We start from the raw sequence: 23,116 nt of genomic DNA, 5'->3' as shown, positions 1-23,116 counted from the left end.
GGCAGGCTCTAGGCTCGTCGGCATGTCGTTGAAGAGTCTTGCGTCGATCGAGAACTGGCCGGTTCCCTCCGCCGCGGCGGGTGTCGTGCGGGCCGACGGTACGGTCCTGGGGACCCATGGCCCCGTCGGCCGGCGTTTCCCGCTGGCCTCGGTCACCAAGCCGCTCGCCGCGTACGCCGCGCTCGTCGCGTACGAGGAGGGGGCGCTCGAGCTGGACGAGCCGGCCGGGCCGCCCGGGTCCACGGTCCGTCACCTCCTCGCGCACACCTCCGGGCTGGCCTTCGACGAGCACCGGGTGACCGCGCCCCCCGGGGAGCGGCGGCTGTACTCCAACGCCGGGTTCGAGCAGCTCGGCGACCATCTCGCGAAGGCGACGGACATCCCGTTCGCCGAGTACCTGCGGCAGGCGGTGCTGGAGCCGCTGGGGATGACCGACACCTCCCTGGAGGGCGCGGGCTCTCCGGCCAAGGACGGGGTGTCGACCGTGACGGACCTGCTGCGGTTCGCGGCCGAGGTGCAGGCGCCCCGGCTGCTGGACCCGCGCACGGTGGCCGCCGCGATGACCGTGCAGTACCCGGGCACCAAGGGCGTCCTGCCGGGCTACGGCCACCAGAACCCCAACGACTGGGGTCTGGGCTTCGAGATCCGCGACTCCAAGTCCCCGCACTGGACGGGCAGTTCGTCCTCCCCCCGCACCTTCGGCCACTTCGGCCAGTCCGGCACGTTCCTGTGGATCGATCCGGACGCGGGGGCGGCGGGCGTCGCCCTGACGGACCGCGCCTTCGGACCCTGGGCGGTCGAGGCGTGGCCGCCGTTCACGGACGCGGTGCTCGCGGAACTCCGGTAGCTAGGGCGTGTTTCGAAAGTCCCGTCTGGCCCGCGACTTTCGAAACACGCCCTAGCCGGACATCTCCCACACCAGCAGCTCCGCCTCCGTCACCCCCACCGCCTCCAGGTCCTTCGCGTCCTCGATGCGCGCCGCGTCGCCGGGGCCCAACCGCACGCCGTCCAGCCGGACTTCGCCGCGTACGACGTGCGCGTAGACGTAGGGCGCGTCCGGTACGGCCGTCCGCTCGCCCGCGGCCAGGCGACGTACGTGGAGCATCGCGCCCGCCTCCGGGACGGCGTACGGCGTCGAGTCCGCGATGCCGTGGACGATCTCGTAGGACGGGTCGCCGCCGGGGTCCAGGGGGGCCAGCCACATCTGGACGAAGGTGAGGGGGGTCGAGCCGTCGTTGCGTTCCACGTGCCGGACGCCGCCCGCCGCACTGAGCCGCTGGACGTCGCCGGGGCGAACCAGTGTCTCGTGGCCGGTCGAGTCGCGGTGGGTGAGCTCGCCCTCGACCACCCAGGTGACGATCTCGGTGTGGCTGTGGGGGTGCTCGTCGAAGCCGGCGCCGGGAGCGAGGCGCTCCTCGTTGCAGGCGATCAGCGGGCCGAAGCGGAGGTGGTCGGGGTCGTAGTGGGGGCCGAAGGAGAAGGCGTGCCACGACTCGATGCCGGCGGCCTGGTCCCCGCCCGGGTAGCGCTCGTCGGCGCGCCGTACGTCCATCACGGGACCACCGTAGACCCGGGGAGCGGAAAACCGGCCCGTCCGGCGTTCGAGGACGACACGACCCACCGGCGCAGGCGAGCACAGCGATAAGGCAGTCTTGTCCACGTGCCCGAACCCGAAACGAGTCGCCCCGATACCGTGGCGCGCGCCGTCCACTCCCATCCCGCGACGCTGAAACGGCTGGAGAAGTCCTCCGGAAGTCTCGCCGCCCAGGCCATCGCGCGGATGGACGAGACACTGCCGTGGTACCGGGCGATGCCCCCGGAGAACCGTTCCTGGATCGGGCTGGTCGCCCAGGCGGGTATCGCCGCCTTCACCGAGTGGTTCCGGCGCCCGGACGCCCCGCAGGCGATCTCCACCGATGTGTTCGGCACGGCGCCGCGTGAGCTGACGCGGGCCATCACGCTGCGGCAGACCGTCGAGATGGTACGGACCACCATCGAGGTCATGGAGTCCGCGATCGACGAGGTCGCGGCCCCCGGCGACGAGAACGTGCTGCGCGAGGCGCTCCTGGTGTACGCCCGGGAGATCGCCTTCGCCACCGCCCAGGTCTACGCCCAGGCGGCCGAGGCGCGGGGCGCCTGGGATGCCCGGCTGGAGTCGCTCGTCGTGAACGCCGTGCTGAGCGGCGAGGCCGACGAGGGGGCCCTGAGCCGGGCCGCCGCCCTCGGGTGGAACGCGCCCGAGCATGTGTGCGTGCTCCTCGGGACCGCGCCCGACGGGGACTCCGAGCTGACCGTGGAGGCCATCCGGCGGGCGGCGCGACACGCCAAGCTCCAGGTGCTGACGGGGGTGCTCGGTTCCCGGCTCGTGGTGATCGCGGGTGGCAGCGACAATCCGCTCGGCGTCGCCAAGTCGCTGATCGGGCCGTATGCCGCCGGTCCCGTCGTCGCCGGGCCGGTCGTGCCCGACCTGCTGGCCGCGACCCGGTCCGCGCAGGCCGCCGCCGCCGGGCTCAAGGCGTGTTCCGCCTGGCAGGACGCGCCCCGGCCGGTGCTGGCGGACGATCTGCTTCCGGAGCGCGCGATCGCCGGAGATCCCGGGGCGCGTGAGCAGTTGGTGGAGGAGATCTACAGACCGCTGGAGGAGGCCGGGTCCGCGCTCCTGGAGACGCTCTCCGTCTATCTCGAACAGGCGTCCAGTCTCGAAGGGGCCGCACGGATGCTCTTCGTTCATCCGAACACCGTGCGCTACCGGCTTCGACGTGTGACTGACGTCACCGGTTGGTCGCCTTCGGATGTACGCTCCGCGTTCACGCTCCGGATCGCACTGATCCTGGGGCGTCTGGTCGATGGTGAACCCCAGACCTAGGCTTTTGTTCGAACTCCACAAAACCCCCTGCCGTTCTTCGTCCCTGTCCCCACGGGCGGCTTTGGCCGTCCCCAAGAGAGAGTGTGAGAGTGCTCGTACTCGTCGCTCCCGGCCAGGGCGCCCAGACGCCCGGCTTCCTGACCCCCTGGCTCGACCTCCCCGGTGTCGCCGACCGCCTCGCGGCGCTGTCCGCGGCCGCCGACCTCGACCTGGTGCACTACGGCACGAACGCCGATGCGGACGAGATCCGTGACACCGCGATCGCGCAGCCGCTGCTCGTGGCCGCCGGAATCGTTTCCGCAGCGGCCCTGGGCGACGAGGTGACGCCGGGCGCCGTCGCGGGCCACAGCGTCGGCGAGTTCACCGCCGCCGTCTTCGCCGGCGTCCTGGACGACACCGCCGCGCTGGCCCTCGTCCGCAAGCGGGGCCTGGCCATGGCCGACGCCGCCGCGATCACCGAGACCGGCATGTCGGCGCTGCTCGGCGGCGACCCCGAGGTGTCACTCGCGCATCTTCGGACGCTGGGGCTGACCCCGGCGAACATCAACGGCGCGGGCCAGATCGTCGCCGCGGGCACGCTGGAGCAGCTCGCCGCGCTGAACGAGAACAAGCCCGAGGGCGTCCGCAAGGTCGTCCCGCTGAAGGTCGCCGGCGCCTTCCACACGCACCACATGGCTCCGGCCGTGGAGACCCTCGCCAAAGCCGCCGCGGATCTCGCCCCCGCCGACCCGAAGCTCCGTTACGTCTCCAACAAGGACGGGCAGGCCGTCGCCACCGGCGCCGAGATCCTGGACCGGCTGGTCGGCCAGGTCGCCAACCCGGTCCGCTGGGACCTGTGCATGGAGACCTTCAAGGAGCTCGGCGTGTCCGCGATCATTGAGGTCTCCCCCGGCGGCACGCTGGTCGGCCTCGCCAAGCGCGCCCTGCCCGGCGTGCGGACGCTGGCGCTGAAGACCCCTGACGACCTGGACGCCGCTCGTGCGCTCGTCGCCGAGTTCGGCGTCGCCTAAGGAGCCCTGATGGCGAAGATCAAGCCCAGCAAGGGCGCCCCGTACGCGCGCATCCTCGGCGTGGGCGGCTACCGGCCCACCCGGGTCGTGCCCAACGAGGTCATCCTGGAGACGATCGACTCCTCCGACGAGTGGATCCGCTCGCGCTCCGGCATCGAGACCCGGCACTGGGCGAACGACGAGGAGACCGTCGCCGCCATGTCGGTCGAGGCGTCCGGCAAGGCGATCGCAGACGCCGGGATCACCGCCGCGCAGATCGGCGCGGTGGTCGTGTCCACCGTCTCGCACTTCAAGCAGACTCCGGCCGTGGCCACCGAGATCGCCGACAAGCTCGGCACGGACAAGGCCGCCGCGTTCGACATCTCGGCCGGTTGCGCGGGCTTCGGCTACGGCCTGACCCTCGCCAAGGGCATGGTGGTGGAGGGTTCCGCCGAGTACGTGCTGGTCATCGGCGTCGAGCGGCTGTCCGACCTGACCGACCTGGAGGACCGCGCGACGGCCTTCCTGTTCGGCGACGGCGCGGGGGCGGTCGTGGTCGGCCCGTCCAGGGAGCCGGCGATCGGCCCGACGGTCTGGGGCTCCGAGGGCGACAAGTCGGACACCATCAAGCAGACCGTGCCGTGGACGGACTACCGCGACGGCGAGGTCGCCAAGTTCCCCGCGATCACGCAGGAGGGCCAGGCGGTCTTCCGCTGGGCGGTGTTCGAGATGGCGAAGGTCGCCAAGGAGGCGCTGGACGCCGCCGGCATCACCGCCGACGAACTGGACGTCTTCATCCCGCACCAGGCCAACGAGCGGATCATCGACTCGATGGTGAAGACTCTCAAGCTGCCGCAGTCCGTCACGGTCGCCCGTGACGTGCGCACCACCGGCAACACCTCGGCCGCCTCGATCCCGCTCGCGATGGAGCGGCTTCTGGCGACCGGCGAGGCGAAGAGCGGCGACACCGCGCTCGTCATCGGATTCGGGGCGGGTCTCGTCTACGCCGCCACTGTCGTTACCCTCCCCTAGGCACTCCGTGCCGGATCACCTGGTCCGGTACGGGAAGCACCACTGCCACACCCTCTGGATATCTACGAAGGAGCGCCCATATGGCCGCCACTCAGGAAGAGATCGTCGCCGGTCTCGCCGACATCGTGAACGAGATCGCCGGCATCCCGGTTGAGGACGTCCAGCTGGACAAGTCCTTCACCGACGACCTGGACGTCGACTCGCTGTCCATGGTCGAGGTCGTCGTCGCCGCCGAAGAGCGCTTCGACGTCAAGATCCCGGACGAGGACGTCAAGAACCTCAAGACCGTCGGTGACGCGACGAGCTACATCCTCAAGCACCAGGCCTGATCAGCCGATCCCTGGGCTGAACTGCCCCGCCACCCGGCGGTGGCGCCGTTGAATCCTCGCAATGTTGGAGAAAGAATCCGTGAGCCCGACCAATCGCACCGTGGTCGTCACCGGTATCGGCGCAACCACACCGCTGGGTGGCGACGCAGCCTCGACCTGGGAGGGTCTGGTCGCCGGCAAGTCCGGTGTCAAGGCCCTGGAGCAGGAGTGGGCGGCCGAGCAGGCCGTCCGTATCGCGGCCCCGGTCGCGGTGGAGCCTCTTGAGGTCATTCCGCGGCCGTTGGCCCGCAAGCTGGACCGTTCGGCGCAGTTCGCGCTGATCGCGGCCCAGGAAGCCTGGAAGGACGCCGGTTTCGTCGGCAAGGCCGGCGAGGCGGGCAGCGAGGGCGACGTCGACGCCGACCGGCTCGGCGCGGTCATCGCCTCCGGCATCGGCGGCGTGACCACCCTCCTCGACCAGTACGACGTGCTGAAGGAGAAGGGCGTCCGCCGCGTCTCCCCGCACACCGTGCCCATGCTGATGCCGAACAGCCCCTCCGCCAACGTGGGTCTGCTCGTGGGCGCCCGCGCGGGCGTGCACACGCCGGTCTCGGCGTGCGCGTCGGGCGCGGAGGCCATCGGCTACGCCATCGAGATGATCCGCACCGGCCGCGCCGACATCGTCGTCGCCGGCGGCACGGAGGCGGCGATCCACCCGCTGCCCATCGCCGCGTTCGGCAACATGATGGCGATGTCCAAGAACAACGACGATCCGCAGGGCGCCTCGCGTCCCTACGACGTCGCCCGTGACGGCTTCGTCCTCGGCGAGGGCGCCGGCGTGATCGTCCTGGAGTCCGCCGAGCACGCCGCCAGGCGCGGTGCGCGGGTGTACGCCGAGGCGGTCGGCCAGGGCATCTCCGCCGACGCGCACGACATCGTGCAGCCGGAGCCCGAGGGCCGCGGCATCTCGCACGCCCTGCAGAACCTGCTGGACAACACCGACCTCAACCCGGCGGAGATCGTGCACGTCAACGCGCACGCGACGTCGACGCCGGCCGGTGACGTGGCGGAACTGAAGGCGCTGCGCAAGGTGTTCGGCGACGACGCCGACCACATGGCGGTCTCCGCCACCAAGTCGATGACGGGTCACCTGCTGGGCGGCGCGGGCGGTGTCGAGTCCGTCGCGACGGTCCTCGCGCTGTACCACCGCATCGCCCCGCCGACCATCAACGTCGAGAACCTCGACCCCGAGGCCGAGGCCAACGCGGACATCGTGCGCGGCGAGGCCCGCAAGCTGCCCGTCGAGGGCCGTATCGCCGCCCTGAACGACTCGTTCGGGTTCGGCGGCCACAACGTCGTCCTGGCGTTCCGCTCGGTCTGAAAAGCGCCTGTACGCAACTGAAGGGCCCCCACCGGCCGGTGGGGGCCCTTCACGTGTCCGGAACGTGTCCGCCGACTCGAACCGCCCGACTCGGACCGCCTGACTCAGACCACCTGGTGCAGCCAGCGCACCGGTGCTCCCTCGCCCGCGTATCTGAACGGCTCGAGTTCGTCGTCCCACGGCTTGCCCAGGAGTTTGGAGAGTTCGCTCTCCAGGTCGGTCTCGCCGCGCCTGCTGCGCAGCAGGGCCGCGCGCAGCCGGTCCTCCGGGATCAGGATGTCGCCGTGGATGCCGGTGACGGCGTGGAAGATGCCGAGCTCGGGGGTGCAGCTGTAGCGCTCGCCCTCGGCGGTGGCGCAGGGTTCGGCGGTGACCTCGAAGCGCAGCAGGTGCCAGCCCCTCAGCGCCGACGCCAGCTTGGACGCCGTGCCGGCCTCGCCCTTGAAGGAGAACTCCGAGCGCCAGGTGCCGGGCGCGGCGGGCTGCCGGATCCAGTCGAGGCTGACGCGCGTGCCGAGCACCCCGGCCACCGCCCACTCGACGTGCGGGCACAGCGCGCGCGGCGCGGAGTGCACGTACAGAACTCCACGTGTCGTCACCGGGACCTCCGGGCAGAGCGGGACAGTCTTGCAGGCTGGCGTGGCGGCGGTGGCGGGCAGCCGCGTTGATGGCGAGGCTACCCTGCGGCGGCGCAAGGAGTGTGACGTACCGTCGGTCCCAGTGCCGTGAAACCACCGCCATTCACCCGGCAGGACGCCTGTACGGGCGGGAAGCGTTCCATCTTGTGGGTGATGATTCGACGGGAACTCCCGCGCGTTGTCATAGGGGGGCGTTGTTCGAGGAGCGAGGGGAACACCAGCGGATGCGAAAGCGATACCGGCACACGCGAGCCGTGCTCGCGGGCACGACGGCGGCCGTACTGGGCCTGGCCGGATGTGACGCTCTGGGGGGCGGCGACAGCCCCGCCGCCGCGGGCACGCAGGCGCGGCAGGCGAAGCCGTCGCCGGCCTCGGTGTGGGACTCCAGCCCCGACTCGGTCGCGGCGGTGGGCGACTCGATCACCCGTGGCTTCGACGCGTGTACGGTCCTCGCGGACTGCCCCGAGGTGTCCTGGGCGACCGGCAGCAGCACCGAGGTCAACAGTCTCGCGGTACGCCTGCTGGGCGCGGCGAAGGCGGCCACGCACAGCTGGAACCACGCCTCCAGCGGGGCGCGGATGGCGGACCTGCCGGCTCAGATGACGCAGGCGGCGGCCGACAAGCCGCAGTTGGTCACGGTGATGGCGGGCGCGAACGACGCCTGCCGGGACTCCACTGGGGCGATGACGTCGGTGGCCGACTTCCGGGCCCAGTTCGAGGACGCGATGAGCACGCTGCGCCGCGCACTGCCGAAGACGCAGGTGTATGTGGCGAGCGTGCCGAACCTAAAGCGGCTGTGGTCGCAGGGGCGGACGAACGCGCTGGGCAAGCAGATCTGGAAGCTGGGCATCTGCCCGTCGATGCTGGGCGACGCGGACGCGCTGGACTCGGCGGCGACACTGCGGCGGGACACGGTGCAGAAGCGGGTGGAGGACTACAACACGGTGCTGAAGGAGGTCTGCGCGAAGGATGTGCGGTGCCGGTTCGACGGCGGCGCGGTGTACGACTACCGGTTCGGCACGGAGCAGTTGAGCCACTTGGACTGGTTCCATCCGAGCAAGAACGGGCAGGCGCGGCTCGCGGAGATCGCCTACCGCGGAGTGACGGCGAAGGCTTCGTAACGAGGGTCCGGAGGTCCGGTGACTTAGGGTTTCGCTCATGAGCGAACACTTCGGAACACTTTCCGACGGGACTCCGGTGCACCGCTGGACCCTGGAGCGGGCGGGCACGCGGGTGCGGGTTCTGTCGTACGGCGGAATCGTGCAGTCCGTGGACGTTCCGGACCGGGCCGGCCGGACGGCGAACGTGGTGTTGGGCTTCGCGGACCTGGACGGCTATCTCACGCATCCGGAGCCCTATCTCGGCGCGCTGATCGGGCGGTACGCCAACCGGATCGCGCACGCCCGCTTCCCGCTGGACGCGGTGACGTACGCGCTGGAGCCCAACAACGCGCCGGGCTCCCTGCACGGCGGCGCACGGGGCTTCGACAAGCGGGTGTGGGACGTGGAGCCGGTGGAGCACGGGCTGCGGCTGAGCCGGGTCAGCCCGCACGGCGAGGAGGGTTTCCCGGGCCGTCTCGAGGTCTCGGCGACGTACACCCTCGACGCGTCGGGGGCGCTGCGGTTCGTGTACGAGGCGGTCACGGACGCGCCGACGGTGGTGAACCTGACCAACCACAGCTACTTCAACCTGGGCGGGCCGGGCAGCGGGGAGGCCACCGGCCATGAACTGCGGCTGGCGGCCTCCCGGTACACACCGGTCGACGCCGACCTCATCCCGACCGGGGAACTCGCGCCGGTCGAGGGCAGCCCCCACGACTTCCGCACGGCCCGCAAGACCGGGTCCGGCCACGACCACAACTTCGTGCTCGACAAGGGCGTCACCGACACGCCGGAGGAGGTGGCCGAGCTGCACGATCCGGCGACCGGGCGGGTGCTGACGGTGTCGACGACCGAGCCGGGGCTGCAGGTGTACACCGCGGACCACCTCGGCGAGCCGTTCGTGCCCTGCGAGGGCGTGGCGCTGGAGACCCAGCACTTCCCCGACTCGCCGAACCGGCCGGAGTTCCCGAGCACGGTGCTGCGGCCGGGGGACGTGTACCGCTCGGAGACGGTGTACGGCTTCTCTGTCCAGTAGATGTTGCCCCGGTCCGGGGGTCAGGTCCCGGACCGGGGCTGTTCGTGCGGCGACGAGCGCCTGATCACACGGTAATCGTCGCGGTGATCCTGCGGTCCGCGATCGAGCGGCCCACCTGGATTTCGTACGAACCTTTCACAAAGGACCACCGGTGGTCCGCCTCGTCCCACACCTCGAAGGCACGGTCGCGGATGTCCACGGTGACCTCGGCGCTCTCCCCCGGGCCGGCCTCCACGGCGGCGAAGCCGGCCAGCCAGCGGGCCGGACGGTCGGGCGCGGGGGCCGTGCCGGTGGGCGCGAGGTAGACCTGCACGACCTCCCGGCCCGGACGCTCGCCGGTGTTGCGCAGACGCACCGTGACCGTGGAGCCCGCGATGTCGACCGACTCGTATGTCCAGTCGGTGTAGCCGAGACCGTGCCCGAAGGGGTACGAGGGGGTCCTGCCCTCCTTCTCCCAGGCGCGGTAGCCGATGAAGACGCCCTCGGTGTACGGGAGTTCGCCGTCCGTCGGGGTGACCTGGGTGACGGGGGCGTCGGCGAGGGAGCCCCAGGTGGTGGGGAGCCGGCCGCCGGGTTCGTGGGCACCGGTCAGCACGTCCGCCAGGGCCGCGCCGCCCTCCTGGCCGGGGAACCAGGTGAGCAGGACGGCCGCGACGTCCTCGCGCCACGGCAGCTCCACCGGGGAGCCGGCGTTGACGACCACGACGGTGTTCGGGTTGGCGGCGGCGACGGCGCGGACGAGGTCGTCCTGCCGGCCGGGCAGGCGCAGGTCCTTGCGGTCGAAGCCCTCGGACTCGACGCGGTCGGTGGTGGCGACCACGACGACGGCGGTGTCCGCGGCCCTGGCCGCCTCGACCGCCTCGGCGATCAGCTCGTCGGCGTCGCGCTGGGGCTCCAGATGGGCGAGCGCGAAGGCGACGACCTTGAAGGGGAAGTCGTCGGGGACCGCGTAGACATGGGTGAGGGAGACCTCGACCGGTTCGCCGGCGGTCAGCTCGGGATGTGCGTGGGGCACCGGGGAGCCGAAGAACGCCTCGAAGGGGTCGGTGTCGTCGGCGGGGAGCTGGACGTCGTCGAAGTACGTCGTTCCGGCGACGGTGAGCCGGAAGGCGCCGGCGCCCTTGACGCCGAAGGTGTGCGGGCCGGTGTCGCGCGGGGTGAACGTGCCGGTCAGCTCGACGGTGTGGAGGCGTTCGTGGGTGACGCCCTCGGGGAGGTCCGCGCCCGTCCACTGGATCTGGCCGCCCGGCGCGGAACCGGTTCCTAGGATGTTTCCGTCCACGTCCCGGCAGACGGCCCGTAGCGCGAAGCCCTTGTCGGCGACCGCGAGTTCCGTGGTGGGGTCGGCGCCGACGGCGTAGGTGAGGGCGCCGTCGGGGAGGACGGCGGTGAGGCCGTCGAGCGGGGAGACGGTGCGGGCGGGGAAGACGGTGGCGGAGCCGCCGCCGAGGACCCGGGCGTCGCGGGCGGCCGCGCCGATCAGGGCGACGGTGCCGTTCGGCCGCAGCGGGAGCGCCTCGTGCTCGTTGCGGACCAGGACGAAGGAGCGGCGGGCCAGTTCACGCGCCAGGGCCTCGCCGTCGACGGGGGCGGGCGGCTCGGCGACGGCCGGGGCGACGTCCGCGAGGGCGCCGACGCGGGCGGCCAGCAGCAGGACGCGGCGTACGGCCTCGTCGACCTCGGACTCCTCGACGTGGCCCTCGCGGACGGCCTGGGCGAGGGTTTCGCCGTAGACGGTCCGCGGGCCCGGCATGGCGACGTCGAGGCCGCCCTTCAGGGCGCCGACCGTGTCGCGGGCGGCCATCCAGTCGGAGACGTTGAAGCCGTCGAAGCCCCACTCGCCGCGCAGCACCTCGTTCACGAGGCGGTGGTGCTCGGTCATCGTCGTGCCGTTGACCGAGTTGTAGGCGGTCATGACGCCCCACGGGCGGGCGTTCTCGACGACGGCCTCGAAGGGGGCGAGATACAGCTCGCGCAGGGCGCGCTCGCCGACCAGGTTGTCCACGGTGAAGCGGTCGGTCTCGGCGTCGTTGGCGACGAAGTGCTTGACGGTGGTGCCGACGCCGCCTTCCTGCACGCCCGTCACGTAACCGGTGGCGATACGGCCGGTCAGGTACGGGTCCTCGCTGTACGCCTCGAAGTGCCGGCCGCCCAGCGGGGAGCGGTGCAGGTTGACGGTGGGGGCGAGCAGGACGTCGACGCCCTTGCGGCGGGCCTCCTGGGCGAGAAGGGTCCCGGCGCGGCGGGCGAGCTCCGGGTCCCAGGCGGCGGCCAGCGCGGTCGGGGAGGGCAGGGCGACGGAGGGGTCGTCGGCGGTCCAGCGCACGCCCCGGACGCCGATCGGCCCGTCGGACATGACGAGGGACCTCAGGCCGATCTGCGGCAGGGCGGGCAGCGACCACATGTCCTGGCCGGCCAGCAGCCGGGTCTTGGCGTCCAGGTCGAGCTTGCCGAGGGCCGCCTCCACGGCCGCTCCGGTTTCCGTCATGGCGGGGCCTCCTCGTTGCGCGCGGCTTTCCTTGCGTGCCCCATCGTGCACGAGTCACCTGTAGGGCAGTAGGTATCGTTATCCTGTCGTTATATCTTCTGGGTCGGATGCCGTACCGTGACGGCATGAGCGCCAGGACGACCAGGAGCGAGGAGCGGCGGGCCGAGATCGTTCGGGCGGCCCTGGAGGTGATCGCCGAGCGCGGTTACCGGGGAGCGAGCCTGGCGGCGGTCGCCGAGCGGGTCGGGCTGACCCAGCAGGGGCTGCTGCACCACTTCCCCACGAAGGACGCGCTGCTGGTGGCGGTGCTCCAGGAACGCGACCAGTGGGACGCGGTGCCGGCCGCGCAGTGGCGGGTGGATCTGCTGGCCTCGCTGGTCGAGTACAACGCGATGCGGCCCGGCATCATCCAGACCTTCTCGGCGCTGCTCGGCGAGAGCGTCACGGAGGGGCATCCGGCGCGGGAGTACTTCACTGAGCGGTACCGGCAGGGGCGGGCGAACATGACGGCGGTGCTGCGCGCCGAGTACGGCGAGCGGCTGCCGAACGGGCTGACGCCGGAGCGGACGGCCCCTCTCCTCCTCGCGGTGATGGACGGCCTGCAGTACCAGTGGCTGCTGGACCGGGAGTCGGTGGACATGCCGGCCGCGTTCCGCGACTTCCTGCGCCTGCTGGGCGAGGACCTCGACTGACGGCCGGACCGGCCCACCGCACTGCGAGGCCGCGAGGCCGCTAGTCGGCAACGGGTACCGCCGCCACCACCTCGACCTCGATCTGCGCCTCGGGGCGGAACAGCCGGGGCACCTCGAAGGTCATGCTGGTCGGCGGAGTGCCGGTGAGGAACTCCCGGCGCACGGCGCCGTATTCGGCGAGCTTGCCGATGTCCGTGAGGTACGTCCGGATGTTGATGACGTCGGCCAGGGTGGCGCCGTGGGCCTTCAGCAGGGCGTCGATCGTCTCGAAGACGCCCCGGCTCTGCTCGGCCAGAGTGGCCCCCTCGGCGATCTGACCGGAGAGGAACAACAGGGCGCTGCCGTCGGCGTGTTGGACGCGGGCGACCTGGGAGTAGTAAGGGCTGAGGGGCTGGGGCGCGGAGGCGGGGCTGTCGAGGGTGATCTCCATGTCCTCGACGCTAGGTCCGGGCTTGCGATGCGACAAGCGAATGTCCAGCATGACTGTCATGCCGGAACCGCATCGCACGGACCTGTCCGACCTCTCCACCGTCTGGCTGCGGGCGTTCCTGGAGGTCGCCCGCCACGGCTCGTTCACGGTCGCCGCACGGACGTCGGGCTGGACGCAGTCAGCGGTGTCGCGGCAGATCTCCGCACTGGAGGGGGCGTTGGGCGGCGGCCCGCTGTTCGACCGGCTGGCGCGGGGGGTGCGGCTGACGGAGGCCGGGCGGGTGCTGATGCCGTACGCGGAGTCCGTCGTCGACGCGTTGGGCGGGGCGCGGCGCGAACTGGCCGCGCTGCGGGAGGGGACGGGCGGACGACTGCAGTTCGGGGCGTTTCCGACGGCGGACGCGGCACTGGTGCCGCAGGCCCTGGCCCTGTTCCGGACCCGCCGTCCCGGCGTGGGCGTCACCAGGGAGGAGGGGCTCACTCCGGGACTGCTGGAGCGGCTGGGCGCCGGGCACCTCGACCTGGCGGTGGTGTCCACGACGGGCGGCGCGCCCCTGGAGTCGTACGTCCTGCATCACCTTCTGGACGAGTCCCTGTACGTCGCCGTCCCGGCCGTCCATCCCCTGGCCGGGCGGCCCGGACCGGTCCGGCTCGGGCAACTCGCCGACGACGACTGGGTGTCCGGGTCCGCCCGCCCCGAGGGCACCCTGCTCGACGCGGCCCTGCGGGAGGGCTTCCGGCCTCGCGTGGCGCATGTCGTCGCCGAGTGGACCGCCAAGCAGGGCTATGTCGCCGCGGGTCTCGGCGTGGCCCTGGTCCCGGCGCTGGCCGCGGCGTCCGTGCGGCCGGACGTCGTACTGCGGCCGGTGCTCGACGAGGGCGCTCCGGCGCGGGCGGTGTACGCGGCGACGGAACGGGGCCGCTCGTCGACTCCGGCGGTGGAGGCGTTCGTCGCCGCCCTGCGGGAGGCGGCCGCCCGGGTTCCGCGGTAGGTACCGGTACTCAGGCGTCCGACCGGGAGCGATCGTGGGTTACGGGTGGCCGGCCCGGCCTCACACCGGTCACCTGCCATGGCGTTGACCACTTCCGTCACGCGATACTGCCGCCGTTCGACACGACGCTCCACACTCCCCCACGGCGACGGAAGGACCGAACTCCCTTGAGTTCTCTACGTGTTCGGATCGGCATCCTCGGACTGGCCCTGCTGGCGGGGCTCGCGGCCCCCACGGTCCCGGCGGCGGCCGGGACCGCCCCCTCGCCCACCGTGGAGGAACAGCGGCTCGACCGGGCCGTGCCCCAGGAGATACTCGAACGCTCCGGATTCGACACCGTGGCACCCGGGTTCACCCGTGCGCTCGACGCCGCGCACTCCTACGCCGAGGCCCGCCGGGTCGTCGCACGGCAGGGCGCGGCCCTGTGGCGGCGGGCCGTCGACCGGGCGCAGGGACGGGGGCCGGACGATGGCGACCTCAGCCGGGACGACGACCGGCCGCTGTACTGGGCGCGTCTCGGTATGACGCGGGAAGTACGCACCTGGGAACCGAAGTTCGTACTGACGGCGGCCCAACGCGTGGCACTGCTCGGCCGGTTGGAGCAGACCTCGCGCGGACAGACCGACATCCGATACCCGGCTCCGCAGCAGCACGGCAAGGGGCTCAAGAGGGTTTTGGTCACCGGCTTCGACCCGTTCACCCTGGACCGGGACATCCGCATCTCCAACCCGTCCGGGGCGACGGCTCTCGCCCTCGACGGCACGGTGATCCGGACCGCGGACGGGCCCGCGCGGGTCGAGACCGCCGTCTTCCCCGTGCGCTGGCAGGACTTCGCCGAGGGCACGGTGGAGCGCGCCCTGCGGCCCCATCTCCCGCAGGTCGACCTGTTCACGACCGTCAGTCAGGGCCGTGTCGGCCGCTTCGACGTGGAGCGCACCAACGGTGCCTGGCGCGGCGGCTTCGCCGACAACGACGCCATCGGCCGCACGGAGACGATCCCGGTCGCCGACCCCGCCTCGCAGCCGCAGTGGACGACCACGACCCTGCCGTACACGGCGATCGTGGCCGCGGACACCGGCCGGTTCCCGGTCTACGACAACACGAGCGTCACCGAGATCCCGGCGGGCGGCACCGCCCCCGTCGTCCGGCCGGACGGACCGACGGCGGGGTCGACCGCCCGGGCCGGGGGCGGCGGCGACTACCTCTCCAACGAGATCGCCTACCGGGCCACCCTGCTGCGCGACCGGCTGGGCCTGCACGACCGCCTGCCGGGCGGACATGTGCACACGCCGGTACTGCAGTTCGCGGCCGACAACACCGATCCGACGACCGGCACGGTGACCGATCCGGAGTTCGTGCGCAACCGACTGGACATCATCGCCCAGGCACGAGCGATCCTGACGACGGCGATCAACGCACCACAGCGCGGCTGACGCCACCTTCCGCCTCGTCTGCACCGTCTGCCTCGTCCGGCTCGGCGGTTTCCTCGTTCAGCAGGTCGCGGGCCAGGAGGGTGGCGCCCGCGACCGCGCCCGGCATCAGGAACACCGCGACGAAGGGGACCAGGAAGGCCAGGCCCAGGGGGGTGCCGAAGCCCCAGACCAGGGTTTTGCGGGAACGGAGCAGAGCGAGGCGGGCGCGCAGGTCGACGTTTCGGCGCTGGAGGGCGACGGCGGTGAGTTCCTCGGTGAGGAAGAAGCCGGTGACGAAGAACCCGAGCACCGGGACGACCGTCTGTCCGGCGACCGGAATGAACCCGAGGGCGAACAGCAGCACGCCCCACAGCAGCGCGCGGACCAGGATGCGCGTGCTGTCGCGGGCGGAGATCCACAGTTCGCGCCAGAGCGGCAGCCCGGACTCGGGGGAGGTGCCGTCGGGCGAGACGTCCCGGTCGACCTTCTCGGAGAGGTTCTCGTAGAAGGGCTGGCCGACGAGGAGGGTGACGGCGGTGAAGGTGAGGACGGCGAGGAGGAGGGCGAGGGCGAACAGAACGACGGTGAGGAAGCCCCGGAAGAGGCGCTGCCAGGGGCTGGACCAGTCGTCGGCGAAGGGCGTCGCCCAGCCCACGAAGCCCTCGCCCCACACCGCGAGCGCCACCAGGGCCGCCGCGTAGAGGACGAGGGTGATCAGGCCGGGGACCAGCCCCCACCCGTACTGCCTGCCGTGCCGGGCCACCCATCGCTGGCCTTCCAGGAGGTACTTGAAACCCACCCCGAGATCGCGCATGGCCGAAACTTTACCTCGGGGGCCGCCGCGCCCGACCTCCGCCGTCGCTCCTCGACGGGCCGCCGCCCTCAAACTCCGGACGGGCGGGGCGACTTGCGGGCCCTCCTAGGCCATCCGAGGTATCGGTGACACCAACGCCCTCTTGTTGCAGTTGAGTCGAACAGGTACACCTCGCCGTACCGATCTCCGGAAGCAAGGATCGCGGCAGGTCCTAAGGAGGTACACGTGTTGGACGTGCTGTTCGTGTCGGCCGGGGGCGGTACCGGGCCCGGGCTGCTGAAGGTGACGGCCGTCGCGGGCAACGGGACGCCAACAGCGTCGTGCGGGTGGTCGACTCGGGCGGCCCGGTCACGACCGGCGCCCCGGGCCACTCCTTCGTCTACGCGCCGGTCCGGTTCACCTGTCGCACAGGCATTGATCACCATGGCACAGGCACACGCAAGCAGCGGGCGGGCCGGTTGAGGAGAGCGGTTGACTTCTCCCCCTCCTGAAGGGAGGGGGATTCTCACGGCTCGCGCTGTGAGGTTTTCTGCTTCATCGCCGACCGCCCGCCCGGAGTGCTCCGTTGAGGTCTTACACCAGCTCCACAGACTGTCACCGCCAGTCCGGCGGCCAGAAGGTTGCGTGCGGCATTCACGTCCCGGTCGTGGATCGTGCCGCAGTCGCATGTCCAGGCGCGGACATGCAGCGGCATCTTCTCCTGCAGGGCGCCGCAAGCGGAGCACAGCTTGGAGGAGGGGAAGAAGCGGTCGACCGCGACTACTTCCCGCCCGTACCAGTGGGCTTTGTACTCCAGCATGCTCCGGAAGTCCGACCACGCGGCATCACTGATGGCGCGAGCCAGACTCCGGTTCCTGACCATGTTCCGTACGGTCAGGTCCTCGATCACGAGCGTTTGGTTTTCACGCACGAGTCGAGTGGTCAGCTTGTGCAGGTGGTCACGGCGGCGATCAGCGATCCGGGCGTGGATCTCGGCGACCTTCCGCCGTGCCCTGCGACGGTTCGCTCCGTCACCCTTCGCTTTCTTCGCCAGGCGGCGCTGGGCCAGAGCGAGCCGGGAGCGGTCCTTGCGTTCGTGCCTCGGGTTGGCGATCTTCTCGCCGGTCGACAGGGTCAGCAGACGGTCCAGGCCCACGTCAATACCCACCGCCGCGTCCGTGGGCAGAAGCGGCTGGATGCCCGGGTCGTCGCACAGCATCGAGACGAACCAGCGTCCGGCCGCGTCCTGGGACACGGTCACCGTGGACGGCTCCGCCCCCTCGGGAAGGGGCCGGGACCACACGATGTCCAGCGGCTCCGTCATCTTCGCCAGGATCAGCTTCCCGTCGCGGAAGCGGAAACCGCTGGTGGTGTACTCGGCGGACTTCCGGGACTTCTTCCGGGACTTGAAGCGCGGATACTTCGCCCGCTTGCCGAAGAAGTTGGTGAACGCCGTCTGGAGGTGCCGCAGGCACTGCTGCAAGGGCACCGACGACACGTCGTTGAGGAACGCCAGTTCCTCGGTCTTCTTCCAGGCCGTCAGCATCGACGAGGTGGCGTTGTAGTTGACGCGCTCCTGCCGCGCCCACGCCTTCGTACGGGCCGCGAGGGCCAGGTTGTAGACCTTGCGGACGCAGCCGAACGTGCGGGACAGCTCTGCTGCCTGCGCATCGGTCGGATAGAAGCGGTACTTGAACGCCCGCTTCACGCACGTCTCCGTCACGCTCACAAACTAGCGGATCTGCGACTTAAAGATCAAATCTGTGTGTCGGAGCACGGTCTTTCGCCCTGGGGGCGAAACCCCGCTTGCTGCCCTGCTCCGCAGGGGTTTCGTTTCCTCCCCCGGCTGAAGCCGGGGGTATCCACGAAAGGACTCAGATGACTCGGTTGCATCGGACGGCGAAGGAGATCCACGGCACCGTCGCCGACGGTTACGAAACGGTGCGGGAGGAGTTCGCCGCGTTCGTCGCGGAGGAACAGCCCGACTACGAAGGCCAGTTGTGCGCGTACGTGCACGGCAGGCGAGTCGTCGACCTGTGGGTGCCCGGGGACGGCGCCGGCCCCGAGTCCCTCTACGGCGTCTACTCGTCGACCAAGGGCGCCGCCCATCTGGTGGTCGCGCTGCTGGTGCAGGAGGGCACCCTGGAGCTGGACCGCAAGGTCACCTACTACTGGCCGGAGTTCGCCGCCGAGGGCAAGGGCGCGCTGACCCTGCGCGAGCTGCTGGCGCACCGGGCCGGGGTGATCGGCACCGACGGCGGGTTCTCGCCGCAGGAGCTGGCCGACGACCGGCAGATCGCCGAACGTCTCGCCGACCAGCGCCCGTTCTGGCGTCCGGGCACCGCCTTCGGCTACCACGCGCTGGTCATCGGGGCGCTCACCGGCGAGGTCGTCCGGCGGGCCACGGGCCGCACGCTCCAGGAGGTGTACGAGGAGCGGGTGCGCGTCGCGTACGGGCTGGACTTCTTCCTCGGGCTGCCGGCGGTGCACGAGCCGCGTTTCCGCACCGCGCAGCCGATGGCGCCGACCCCCGAGCAGCGGGCGCTGCTGGACTCGCTGCCCGGCGGGCCGCACACCCTGGCCGCGATCGCCTTCAACCGTCACGCCGCCGAGCCGACCGACCTGGAACTCCTGCCGAACGATCCGCTGATCCGAGCCAAGGGGCCGGCCTCGGTGGGCGGGGTCGCCTCGGCGCGCGGGCTGGCCGGAATGTACGCGGCGGCGATCAGCGAGGTCGACGGGAAGGCGCCGCTGCTGAAGGAGGACACGGCGGCGGAGTTCGGGCAGCTGCACTCCGTGGGCTACGACGTGGTGGCACGCACCCACAAGGCGTTCGGGCTGGGCTTCCAGGGCACAGCGGACGTCTGGCACCCGTTCCTGGGCGCCGGGGCGTTCGGGCACGCCGGGGCGGGCGGCTGCCAGGCGTTCGCGGACCCGCGCAGCGGGCTCGCCTACGGCTACACGCGGCGCCGGTTCGCGTTCCCTGGCGGGGCGGCGCCGGAGAACGACCGGCTTGCGGGGGCCGTCCACCGGGCGGCGCTGACGCACTGACCGCCGAGCGCGCACCGCGGGCACTGGGCGCACCGCGGGCACTGAGCCCGCTGAGATACCGGTGAAGGCCGCACCCCGGTCCGGGGGTGCGGCCTTCGGCGTGTGCGGGCTCGTCGGGGGCGGGCGACGCGGGACGACGGTCAGAGCTTGACGATCATCTTTCCGGTGTTGTCGCCGCGAAGGACCCCGAGGAACGCCTCCAGGTTGTTCTCGATGCCCTCGACGACCGTCTCGCGGTACTTGAGCTCACCGGAGCGGACCCAGGCGCCGACCTCCTGGACGAACTGCGGCTGGAGGTCGTAGTGGTCGCCGACCAGGAGGCCCTCGATGCGGCCGCGGGTCTGGATGAGGCGGGCGAGGTTCTTCGGGCCGGGGGCGGGCTCGGTGTTGTTGTAGACGGAGATCATGCCGCAGACGGCGATCCGGCCGTGCACGTTGAGGGAGCCGATGGCGGCCTCCAGGTGGTCGCCGCCGACGTTGTCGAAGTAGACGTCGATGCCGTCGGGGGCGGCGGTGCGCAGCTGCTCGGCGACGGGGCCGTTCTTGTAGTTGAAGGCGGCGTCGAAGCCGTACTCCTCGACGAGGAGCTTGACCTTGTCGTCGGAGCCGGCCGAGCCGATGACCCGGGAGGCGCCCTTGAGCTTGGCGATCTGGCCGACCTGGCTGCCGACGGCGCCGGCCGCGCCGGACACGAAGACGGAGTCGCCCTCCTTGAAGGAGGCGGTGCGCAGCAGACCGGCGTAGGCGGTGAGGCCCGTCATGCCGAGGACGCCGAGGTAGGTGGACAGGGGCGCGGCCTCGGGGTCGACCTTGACGGCCTGCTTGGCGTCGATGGTGGCGTACTCGCGCCAGCCGCCGAAGTGCAGGACGTGGTCGCCGGCCGCGATGCCGTCGGCGTCGGAGGCGACGACCTCGCCGACCGCGCCGCCCTGCATGGCCTTGCCCAGCTCGAAGGGGGCGACGTAGGACTTGGCGCTGCTCATGCGGCCGCGCATGTACGGGTCGACGGAGACGTACGCGTTGCGCACCAGCACCTCACCCGGGCCGGGCTGCCGGATGTCCGCCTCGGCCAGCTCGAAGTCCTCGGGCTTCGGCCAGCCGACGGGACGGCTGAGCAGACGCCACTCGCGGCTGGTGGTGGGGAGGGCGGAGTCGGTCATGAGGGGGCTGCCTTTCACAATGTCGCACGCTTACAGATGCTTCATTACCTGAAACAACCATGCCCATGAATATTTCAGGTTGTCAAGTAAACCGGGTACCCTGAAACCATGGCCACCCCACATCCGACTTCCCCGAGCCCCCGTCCCGACGCGCTGACCATGGAGGTCGTCGAGCTGATCGGCGAGGTCGTGGCCCGTTTCCACGAGGACTACGAGGAAGCCGCCGCCGGTCACGCCCTCACCGGCGCTCAGGCCCGGCTGTTGAGTCTGCTCTCGCTGGAGCCGCTTCCCATGCGCAAGCTGGCGCAGAAGCTGAAGTGCGAGCCGTCCAACGTGACCGGCATCGTCGACCGGCTGGAGTCCCGCGGCCTGGTCGAGCGGCGTCCCGATCCGGCCGACCGGCGCGTGAAGCTGGCGGCGGCGACGGACGAGGGCCGGCGAATCGCCAAGGGACTGCGCGAATCGCTGCGGTTCGCCCGGGAGCCGCTGGCGGGGCTGGGCGAGGAGGAGCGGGTGCTGCTGCGGGGGATGCTCCAGCGGATGCTGGCGGCGTAAGAGGCGTGAGCCGCGGGCCCGGCCCGTGGGCCGCGCCTCAGCTGTCCGGGCCCGAGTCCCCGCCCGAGTCCGAGACCGGGTTCCCGCTCGACGACTTGCGGTTCTTGCTGGTCAACGCGTCGGCCACGGTGCCCGTCGCGAGAGTCGCCGCCGACGCGACGCGCGCCCAGCGCGGAGCATCGCCTCGGGCCGTCCACCAGACGCAGGCGCAGGCGCCGAGGACGAGCACGAGCAGCCCCACCAGAACGAGCACGATCACGCCTCTTCCCCTCCTTCACCGGTGAACTCGTACTGCAGCTCGTAGAGATGACCCGCCTTCACCATCACGGTGACCTCGACGGGACGGTCGTCGTCGCTGTGGACGACCCGCAGTGTACGCAGCACCGGCATGCTGCTGGTGAGGTGAAGGGCCTGGTACTGCCGCTGGGTGGGGACGCGGGCGGAGACACGGTCCGTGCTGCGGCGGGGCGGGTGACCGAGGTCGGTCAGCAGGGCGGGGGTGCCGCCCTTGATGCGGTGGCGCTCGACGAGGGGTGTGCCGCGGGCGATGTCCAACGGGTAGTAGGACTCGACGAGTTCGGCGGGTTCGTCGTCCACGAGGAGGATCTGACCGCGCAACACGGCCAGGCCGTCTGCCGGGAGGCCGAGGGCGGCGCGGACGTCGGCGGGCGGGCAGGTCTCCGTGACGTCGAGGAGCTCGGTACGGGCGTGCGTGCCGTGCTTGGCTGCCTCGGCGAGCCAGCGGTAGGGCGTTCCGGGACCGCCCGGGATCATCAGGGCGGCCGGCCGGACGGTGCGCTGGCGATGCTCGCGGACGGTGACCGCGGCGCCCGCCCTGCCGACCACCAGGCGTTCGTCCTTGAGGAGTTGCAGGGCCTTCTGGACCGTCGCGCCGGACGCCTCGAAGCGTTCCTTGAGCTGGGCGGTCGTGGGCAGGTTGGCGCCGGGGGCGAGCTCTCCGCTCATGATGTCGTCGCGCAGATCGGCCGCGATCCGCTCGTGCAGGGATCGGCGGTCGACGGCTTCCGGTTCCGCCTTGGGCACGGTCATCCGATCCTGATCTGGTAGCGCAGCCTCTGCCGTAGGGCAGGCATCACCATACGGTCGACCTGGATCGGCCGGTCGTCGCGGTCCAGCGTGAGCCGGACGAGCCGCAGGACGGGCTCCTCACGGGCGGCGCCCAGGGCCTGGCGCTCCTGTTCGTCGGGCATCCCGGCCGTCACGTCCTCCCGGACGAGGACGCCGACGTGGCCGAGTTCGGCGAGCAGCGCGAGGGCGCCGCCGGGGATCTTGGCGGTGCCGGCGAGCCGGGTGCCGGCGGCTATGGCCACCGGGTAGTAGGTGTCGGTCAGTTCGCTGGGCTCGTCGTCGAGGAGGATCAGACGCCGGCGCACGACGACCGGCTCCCCTTCCGGGACGTCGAACAGCGCCGCCACGTCCGCGGGGGCGGGCACCTCGCCGGCGTGCACGATGCGCTGGGTGCCGCGCCGGCCCCGGGCCGCGGCCTCGGCCGCCCAGGGGTCGCCCTGCCCCGTCCCCCGCGGCGTCAGATACGGCAACGACGTGCTGACCCAACCGCTCGCACCCACGACGTCCTCCTGTTACGGCCGACCGTACTTCCGACCCTGCCGCCCTACACGGTAGGCGACCCGCCTCATCCGTAGACCGCCACCCCGAGCCACCCTCAGCTACCCTGCACCACCTTGTCGCCTTTCGCGAACAACAGTAAGGTATCGCCGCAGGACGCCCCAGAACCACCGGAGGTGCCCCCGTGCCCTTGTCACGGCAACGTCGATTCCCCCGCTCGCGCGCCTCGGTACGGGCCGCCCGCACCTTCGTCCACCAGGTCCTCACCGACTGGGGCCGCGTGGACCGGCTGGACGACATAAAGCTGTGCGCGTCGGAACTCGCCACGAACGCCCTGCTGCACGGCGTCCCTCCGGGCCGGCAGTACTGCGTGACCCTCACCCTCGACGGCCCGCTGATCCGCCTGTCGGTGCGCGACACCGGAGACCGTCCCGCGCCCTCGCCCCCGCCGAACCCGGACGCCTGCTCGGGCCGGGGCCTGGATCTGGTCCGCGAACTGGCGGACGACCTGGGTGTCACCGAACACGCCATCGGCAAGACCGTGTGGGTCGCCTTCAAGTCGGACGCGTCGGAGAGCCGACCCGGAACGTCCTGAGGGCGCGACGAC

The 23,116-nt window shown here is 71.4% G+C and carries 24 protein-coding genes; 14 read left to right on the top strand and 10 right to left on the bottom strand.

The genetic code is table 11. The annotated features are described in order from the left end of the window. Positions 1 to 22: 22 nt before the first annotated feature. Positions 23 to 847 carry a serine hydrolase domain-containing protein gene (locus ACIBTS_RS06815; protein ID WP_319672871.1) on the top strand — a complete coding sequence of 275 codons (825 nt, stop codon included), beginning with the start codon at positions 23 to 25 and terminating at the stop codon, positions 845 to 847. A gap of 51 nt (positions 848 to 898) precedes the next feature. Here ACIBTS_RS06815 and ACIBTS_RS06810 read toward each other — a convergent pair whose 3' ends face one another. Further along, a complete protein-coding gene (locus ACIBTS_RS06810; RefSeq protein WP_399317212.1) occupies positions 899 to 1,552 on the bottom strand; it encodes a pirin family protein in 654 nt (217 codons plus the stop codon). A gap of 108 nt (positions 1,553 to 1,660) precedes the next feature. Here ACIBTS_RS06810 and ACIBTS_RS06805 point away from each other — a divergent pair, with 108 nt between their 5' ends. The 5 genes from ACIBTS_RS06805 to ACIBTS_RS06785 all read left to right on the top strand — a co-directional run bounded on the left by ACIBTS_RS06805 (position 1,661) and on the right by ACIBTS_RS06785 (position 6,576). Further along, positions 1,661 to 2,866 carry a PucR family transcriptional regulator gene (locus ACIBTS_RS06805; RefSeq protein ID WP_399317093.1) on the top strand — a complete coding sequence of 402 codons (1,206 nt, stop codon included), beginning with the start codon at positions 1,661 to 1,663 and terminating at the stop codon, positions 2,864 to 2,866. Between the two features lie 89 nt (positions 2,867 to 2,955). Further along, complete coding sequence (locus ACIBTS_RS06800) at positions 2,956 to 3,876, top strand: ACP S-malonyltransferase (protein ID WP_319672870.1); 921 nt, start codon at positions 2,956 to 2,958, stop codon at positions 3,874 to 3,876. 9 nt (positions 3,877 to 3,885) lie between these two features. After that, the gene (locus ACIBTS_RS06795; protein ID WP_079662607.1) at positions 3,886 to 4,887 is read left to right on the top strand and encodes a ketoacyl-ACP synthase III; all 1,002 of its coding nucleotides are present in this window, start codon (positions 3,886 to 3,888) and stop codon (positions 4,885 to 4,887) included. 80 nt (positions 4,888 to 4,967) lie between these two features. Beyond that, the gene (locus ACIBTS_RS06790) at positions 4,968 to 5,216 is read left to right on the top strand and encodes an acyl carrier protein (RefSeq protein WP_057583001.1); all 249 of its coding nucleotides are present in this window, start codon (positions 4,968 to 4,970) and stop codon (positions 5,214 to 5,216) included. Positions 5,217 to 5,295: 79 nt separating this feature from the next. After that, positions 5,296 to 6,576, top strand: a complete 1,281-nt coding sequence (locus ACIBTS_RS06785) for a beta-ketoacyl-[acyl-carrier-protein] synthase family protein (protein ID WP_319672868.1) — start codon at positions 5,296 to 5,298, stop codon at positions 6,574 to 6,576. A gap of 104 nt (positions 6,577 to 6,680) precedes the next feature. On the opposite strand, the gene ACIBTS_RS06780 is transcribed toward ACIBTS_RS06785, so the two are convergent. Continuing rightward, positions 6,681 to 7,175 (bottom strand): DUF3145 domain-containing protein, encoded by a 495-nt coding sequence (locus tag ACIBTS_RS06780; RefSeq protein WP_319672867.1) that lies wholly within the window; start codon positions 7,173 to 7,175, stop codon positions 6,681 to 6,683. A gap of 263 nt (positions 7,176 to 7,438) precedes the next feature. Between ACIBTS_RS06780 and ACIBTS_RS06775 the strand changes: the two genes are divergently transcribed. Then, positions 7,439 to 8,335 carry an SGNH/GDSL hydrolase family protein gene (locus ACIBTS_RS06775; protein ID WP_399317090.1) on the top strand — a complete coding sequence of 299 codons (897 nt, stop codon included), beginning with the start codon at positions 7,439 to 7,441 and terminating at the stop codon, positions 8,333 to 8,335. 37 nt (positions 8,336 to 8,372) lie between these two features. Then, positions 8,373 to 9,350, top strand: a complete 978-nt coding sequence (locus ACIBTS_RS06770) for an aldose epimerase family protein (RefSeq protein WP_399317089.1) — start codon at positions 8,373 to 8,375, stop codon at positions 9,348 to 9,350. A 64-nt stretch (positions 9,351 to 9,414) separates the two neighbouring features. Here the strand turns inward: ACIBTS_RS06770 and ACIBTS_RS06765 are convergent, their stop codons facing one another. Then, the gene (locus ACIBTS_RS06765; protein WP_399317087.1) at positions 9,415 to 11,838 is read right to left on the bottom strand and encodes a beta-glucosidase; all 2,424 of its coding nucleotides are present in this window, start codon (positions 11,836 to 11,838) and stop codon (positions 9,415 to 9,417) included. 107 nt (positions 11,839 to 11,945) lie between these two features. On the opposite strand from ACIBTS_RS06765, the gene ACIBTS_RS06760 reads away from it, so the two are divergent. After that, positions 11,946 to 12,530 carry a TetR/AcrR family transcriptional regulator gene (locus ACIBTS_RS06760; protein ID WP_399317086.1) on the top strand — a complete coding sequence of 195 codons (585 nt, stop codon included), beginning with the start codon at positions 11,946 to 11,948 and terminating at the stop codon, positions 12,528 to 12,530. 40 nt (positions 12,531 to 12,570) lie between these two features. Here ACIBTS_RS06760 and ACIBTS_RS06755 read toward each other — a convergent pair whose 3' ends face one another. Further along, positions 12,571 to 12,960 carry a RidA family protein gene (locus ACIBTS_RS06755; RefSeq protein ID WP_399317085.1) on the bottom strand — a complete coding sequence of 130 codons (390 nt, stop codon included), beginning with the start codon at positions 12,958 to 12,960 and terminating at the stop codon, positions 12,571 to 12,573. Between the two features lie 58 nt (positions 12,961 to 13,018). Between ACIBTS_RS06755 and ACIBTS_RS06750 the strand changes: the two genes are divergently transcribed. Next, positions 13,019 to 13,951: a LysR family transcriptional regulator gene (locus tag ACIBTS_RS06750; protein WP_399317084.1), complete on the top strand. Its 933-nt coding sequence runs from the start codon at positions 13,019 to 13,021 to the stop codon at positions 13,949 to 13,951. Between the two features lie 167 nt (positions 13,952 to 14,118). Continuing rightward, on the top strand, positions 14,119 to 15,384 hold the full coding sequence (locus ACIBTS_RS06745) for a pyroglutamyl peptidase (protein WP_399317083.1): 1,266 nt from the start codon (positions 14,119 to 14,121) through the stop codon (positions 15,382 to 15,384). Here ACIBTS_RS06745 and ACIBTS_RS06740 read toward each other — a convergent pair. Next, positions 15,362 to 16,177, bottom strand: a complete 816-nt coding sequence (locus ACIBTS_RS06740) for an EI24 domain-containing protein (protein ID WP_399317081.1) — start codon at positions 16,175 to 16,177, stop codon at positions 15,362 to 15,364. The genes ACIBTS_RS06745 and ACIBTS_RS06740 overlap by 23 nt on opposite strands. 505 nt (positions 16,178 to 16,682) lie before the next feature. Continuing rightward, entirely contained in the window at positions 16,683 to 17,885 is a 1,203-nt protein-coding gene (locus ACIBTS_RS06735) for an RNA-guided endonuclease InsQ/TnpB family protein (RefSeq protein WP_399317080.1), read from the bottom strand. Positions 17,886 to 18,034: 149 nt separating this feature from the next. Between ACIBTS_RS06735 and ACIBTS_RS06730 the strand changes: the two genes are divergently transcribed. Next, positions 18,035 to 19,207: a serine hydrolase domain-containing protein gene (locus ACIBTS_RS06730; RefSeq protein ID WP_399317079.1), complete on the top strand. Its 1,173-nt coding sequence runs from the start codon at positions 18,035 to 18,037 to the stop codon at positions 19,205 to 19,207. A gap of 140 nt (positions 19,208 to 19,347) precedes the next feature. Here ACIBTS_RS06730 and ACIBTS_RS06725 read toward each other — a convergent pair whose 3' ends face one another. Next, on the bottom strand, positions 19,348 to 20,367 hold the full coding sequence (locus ACIBTS_RS06725) for an NADP-dependent oxidoreductase (RefSeq protein WP_319672855.1): 1,020 nt from the start codon (positions 20,365 to 20,367) through the stop codon (positions 19,348 to 19,350). A 108-nt stretch (positions 20,368 to 20,475) separates the two neighbouring features. On the opposite strand from ACIBTS_RS06725, the gene ACIBTS_RS06720 reads away from it, so the two are divergent. Then, positions 20,476 to 20,922: a MarR family winged helix-turn-helix transcriptional regulator gene (locus ACIBTS_RS06720; protein ID WP_399317077.1), complete on the top strand. Its 447-nt coding sequence runs from the start codon at positions 20,476 to 20,478 to the stop codon at positions 20,920 to 20,922. Between the two features lie 37 nt (positions 20,923 to 20,959). On the opposite strand, the gene ACIBTS_RS06715 is transcribed toward ACIBTS_RS06720, so the two are convergent. Genes ACIBTS_RS06715 through ACIBTS_RS06705 form a run of 3 tightly spaced genes read right to left on the bottom strand, consistent with a single transcriptional unit; the run spans position 20,960 to position 22,511 of the window. Then, entirely contained in the window at positions 20,960 to 21,181 is a 222-nt protein-coding gene (locus tag ACIBTS_RS06715; RefSeq protein WP_399317075.1) for a hypothetical protein, read from the bottom strand. Beyond that, on the bottom strand, positions 21,178 to 21,972 hold the full coding sequence (locus ACIBTS_RS06710; RefSeq protein ID WP_399317073.1) for a GntR family transcriptional regulator: 795 nt from the start codon (positions 21,970 to 21,972) through the stop codon (positions 21,178 to 21,180). Before ACIBTS_RS06710 ends, ACIBTS_RS06715 begins: the two co-directional genes overlap by 4 nt. Further along, on the bottom strand, positions 21,969 to 22,511 hold the full coding sequence (locus ACIBTS_RS06705) for a GntR family transcriptional regulator (RefSeq protein ID WP_399317072.1): 543 nt from the start codon (positions 22,509 to 22,511) through the stop codon (positions 21,969 to 21,971). Before ACIBTS_RS06705 ends, ACIBTS_RS06710 begins: the two co-directional genes overlap by 4 nt. 182 nt (positions 22,512 to 22,693) lie before the next feature. Between ACIBTS_RS06705 and ACIBTS_RS06700 the strand changes: the two genes are divergently transcribed. Continuing rightward, positions 22,694 to 23,104 (top strand): ATP-binding protein, encoded by a 411-nt coding sequence (locus ACIBTS_RS06700; protein WP_399317071.1) that lies wholly within the window; start codon positions 22,694 to 22,696, stop codon positions 23,102 to 23,104. Positions 23,105 to 23,116 lie beyond the last annotated feature (12 nt).

Source organism: Streptomyces sp. NPDC050121 (genome assembly GCF_044460385.1).
GTDB classification, from domain to species: domain Bacteria; phylum Actinomycetota; class Actinomycetes; order Streptomycetales; family Streptomycetaceae; genus Streptomyces; species Streptomyces soliscabiei.
The sequence above is the reverse complement of the archived record's forward strand: the minus strand, read 5'-3'. Positions and strand labels throughout refer to the sequence as shown.

Excerpts from the sequence above, each read along its gene's own strand:
- ACIBTS_RS06815 (WP_319672871.1), top strand. The coding sequence starts at position 23 with ATGTCGTTGAAGAGTCTTGCGTCGATCGAGAACTGGCCGGTTCCCTCC.
- ACIBTS_RS06810 (WP_399317212.1), bottom strand. The coding sequence starts at position 1,552 with ATGGACGTACGGCGCGCCGACGAGCGCTACCCGGGCGGGGACCAGGCC.
- ACIBTS_RS06795 (WP_079662607.1), top strand. The coding sequence starts at position 3,886 with ATGGCGAAGATCAAGCCCAGCAAGGGCGCCCCGTACGCGCGCATCCTC.
- ACIBTS_RS06790 (WP_057583001.1), top strand. The coding sequence starts at position 4,968 with ATGGCCGCCACTCAGGAAGAGATCGTCGCCGGTCTCGCCGACATCGTG.
- ACIBTS_RS06775 (WP_399317090.1), top strand. The coding sequence starts at position 7,439 with ATGCGAAAGCGATACCGGCACACGCGAGCCGTGCTCGCGGGCACGACG.
- ACIBTS_RS06770 (WP_399317089.1), top strand. The coding sequence starts at position 8,373 with ATGAGCGAACACTTCGGAACACTTTCCGACGGGACTCCGGTGCACCGC.
- ACIBTS_RS06765 (WP_399317087.1), bottom strand. The coding sequence starts at position 11,838 with ATGACGGAAACCGGAGCGGCCGTGGAGGCGGCCCTCGGCAAGCTCGAC.
- ACIBTS_RS06760 (WP_399317086.1), top strand. The coding sequence starts at position 11,946 with ATGCCGTACCGTGACGGCATGAGCGCCAGGACGACCAGGAGCGAGGAG.
- ACIBTS_RS06755 (WP_399317085.1), bottom strand. The coding sequence starts at position 12,960 with ATGGAGATCACCCTCGACAGCCCCGCCTCCGCGCCCCAGCCCCTCAGC.
- ACIBTS_RS06750 (WP_399317084.1), top strand. The coding sequence starts at position 13,019 with ATGCCGGAACCGCATCGCACGGACCTGTCCGACCTCTCCACCGTCTGG.
- ACIBTS_RS06740 (WP_399317081.1), bottom strand. The coding sequence starts at position 16,177 with ATGCGCGATCTCGGGGTGGGTTTCAAGTACCTCCTGGAAGGCCAGCGA.
- ACIBTS_RS06730 (WP_399317079.1), top strand. The coding sequence starts at position 18,035 with ATGACTCGGTTGCATCGGACGGCGAAGGAGATCCACGGCACCGTCGCC.
- ACIBTS_RS06725 (WP_319672855.1), bottom strand. The coding sequence starts at position 20,367 with ATGACCGACTCCGCCCTCCCCACCACCAGCCGCGAGTGGCGTCTGCTC.
- ACIBTS_RS06720 (WP_399317077.1), top strand. The coding sequence starts at position 20,476 with ATGGCCACCCCACATCCGACTTCCCCGAGCCCCCGTCCCGACGCGCTG.
- ACIBTS_RS06710 (WP_399317073.1), bottom strand. The coding sequence starts at position 21,972 with ATGACCGTGCCCAAGGCGGAACCGGAAGCCGTCGACCGCCGATCCCTG.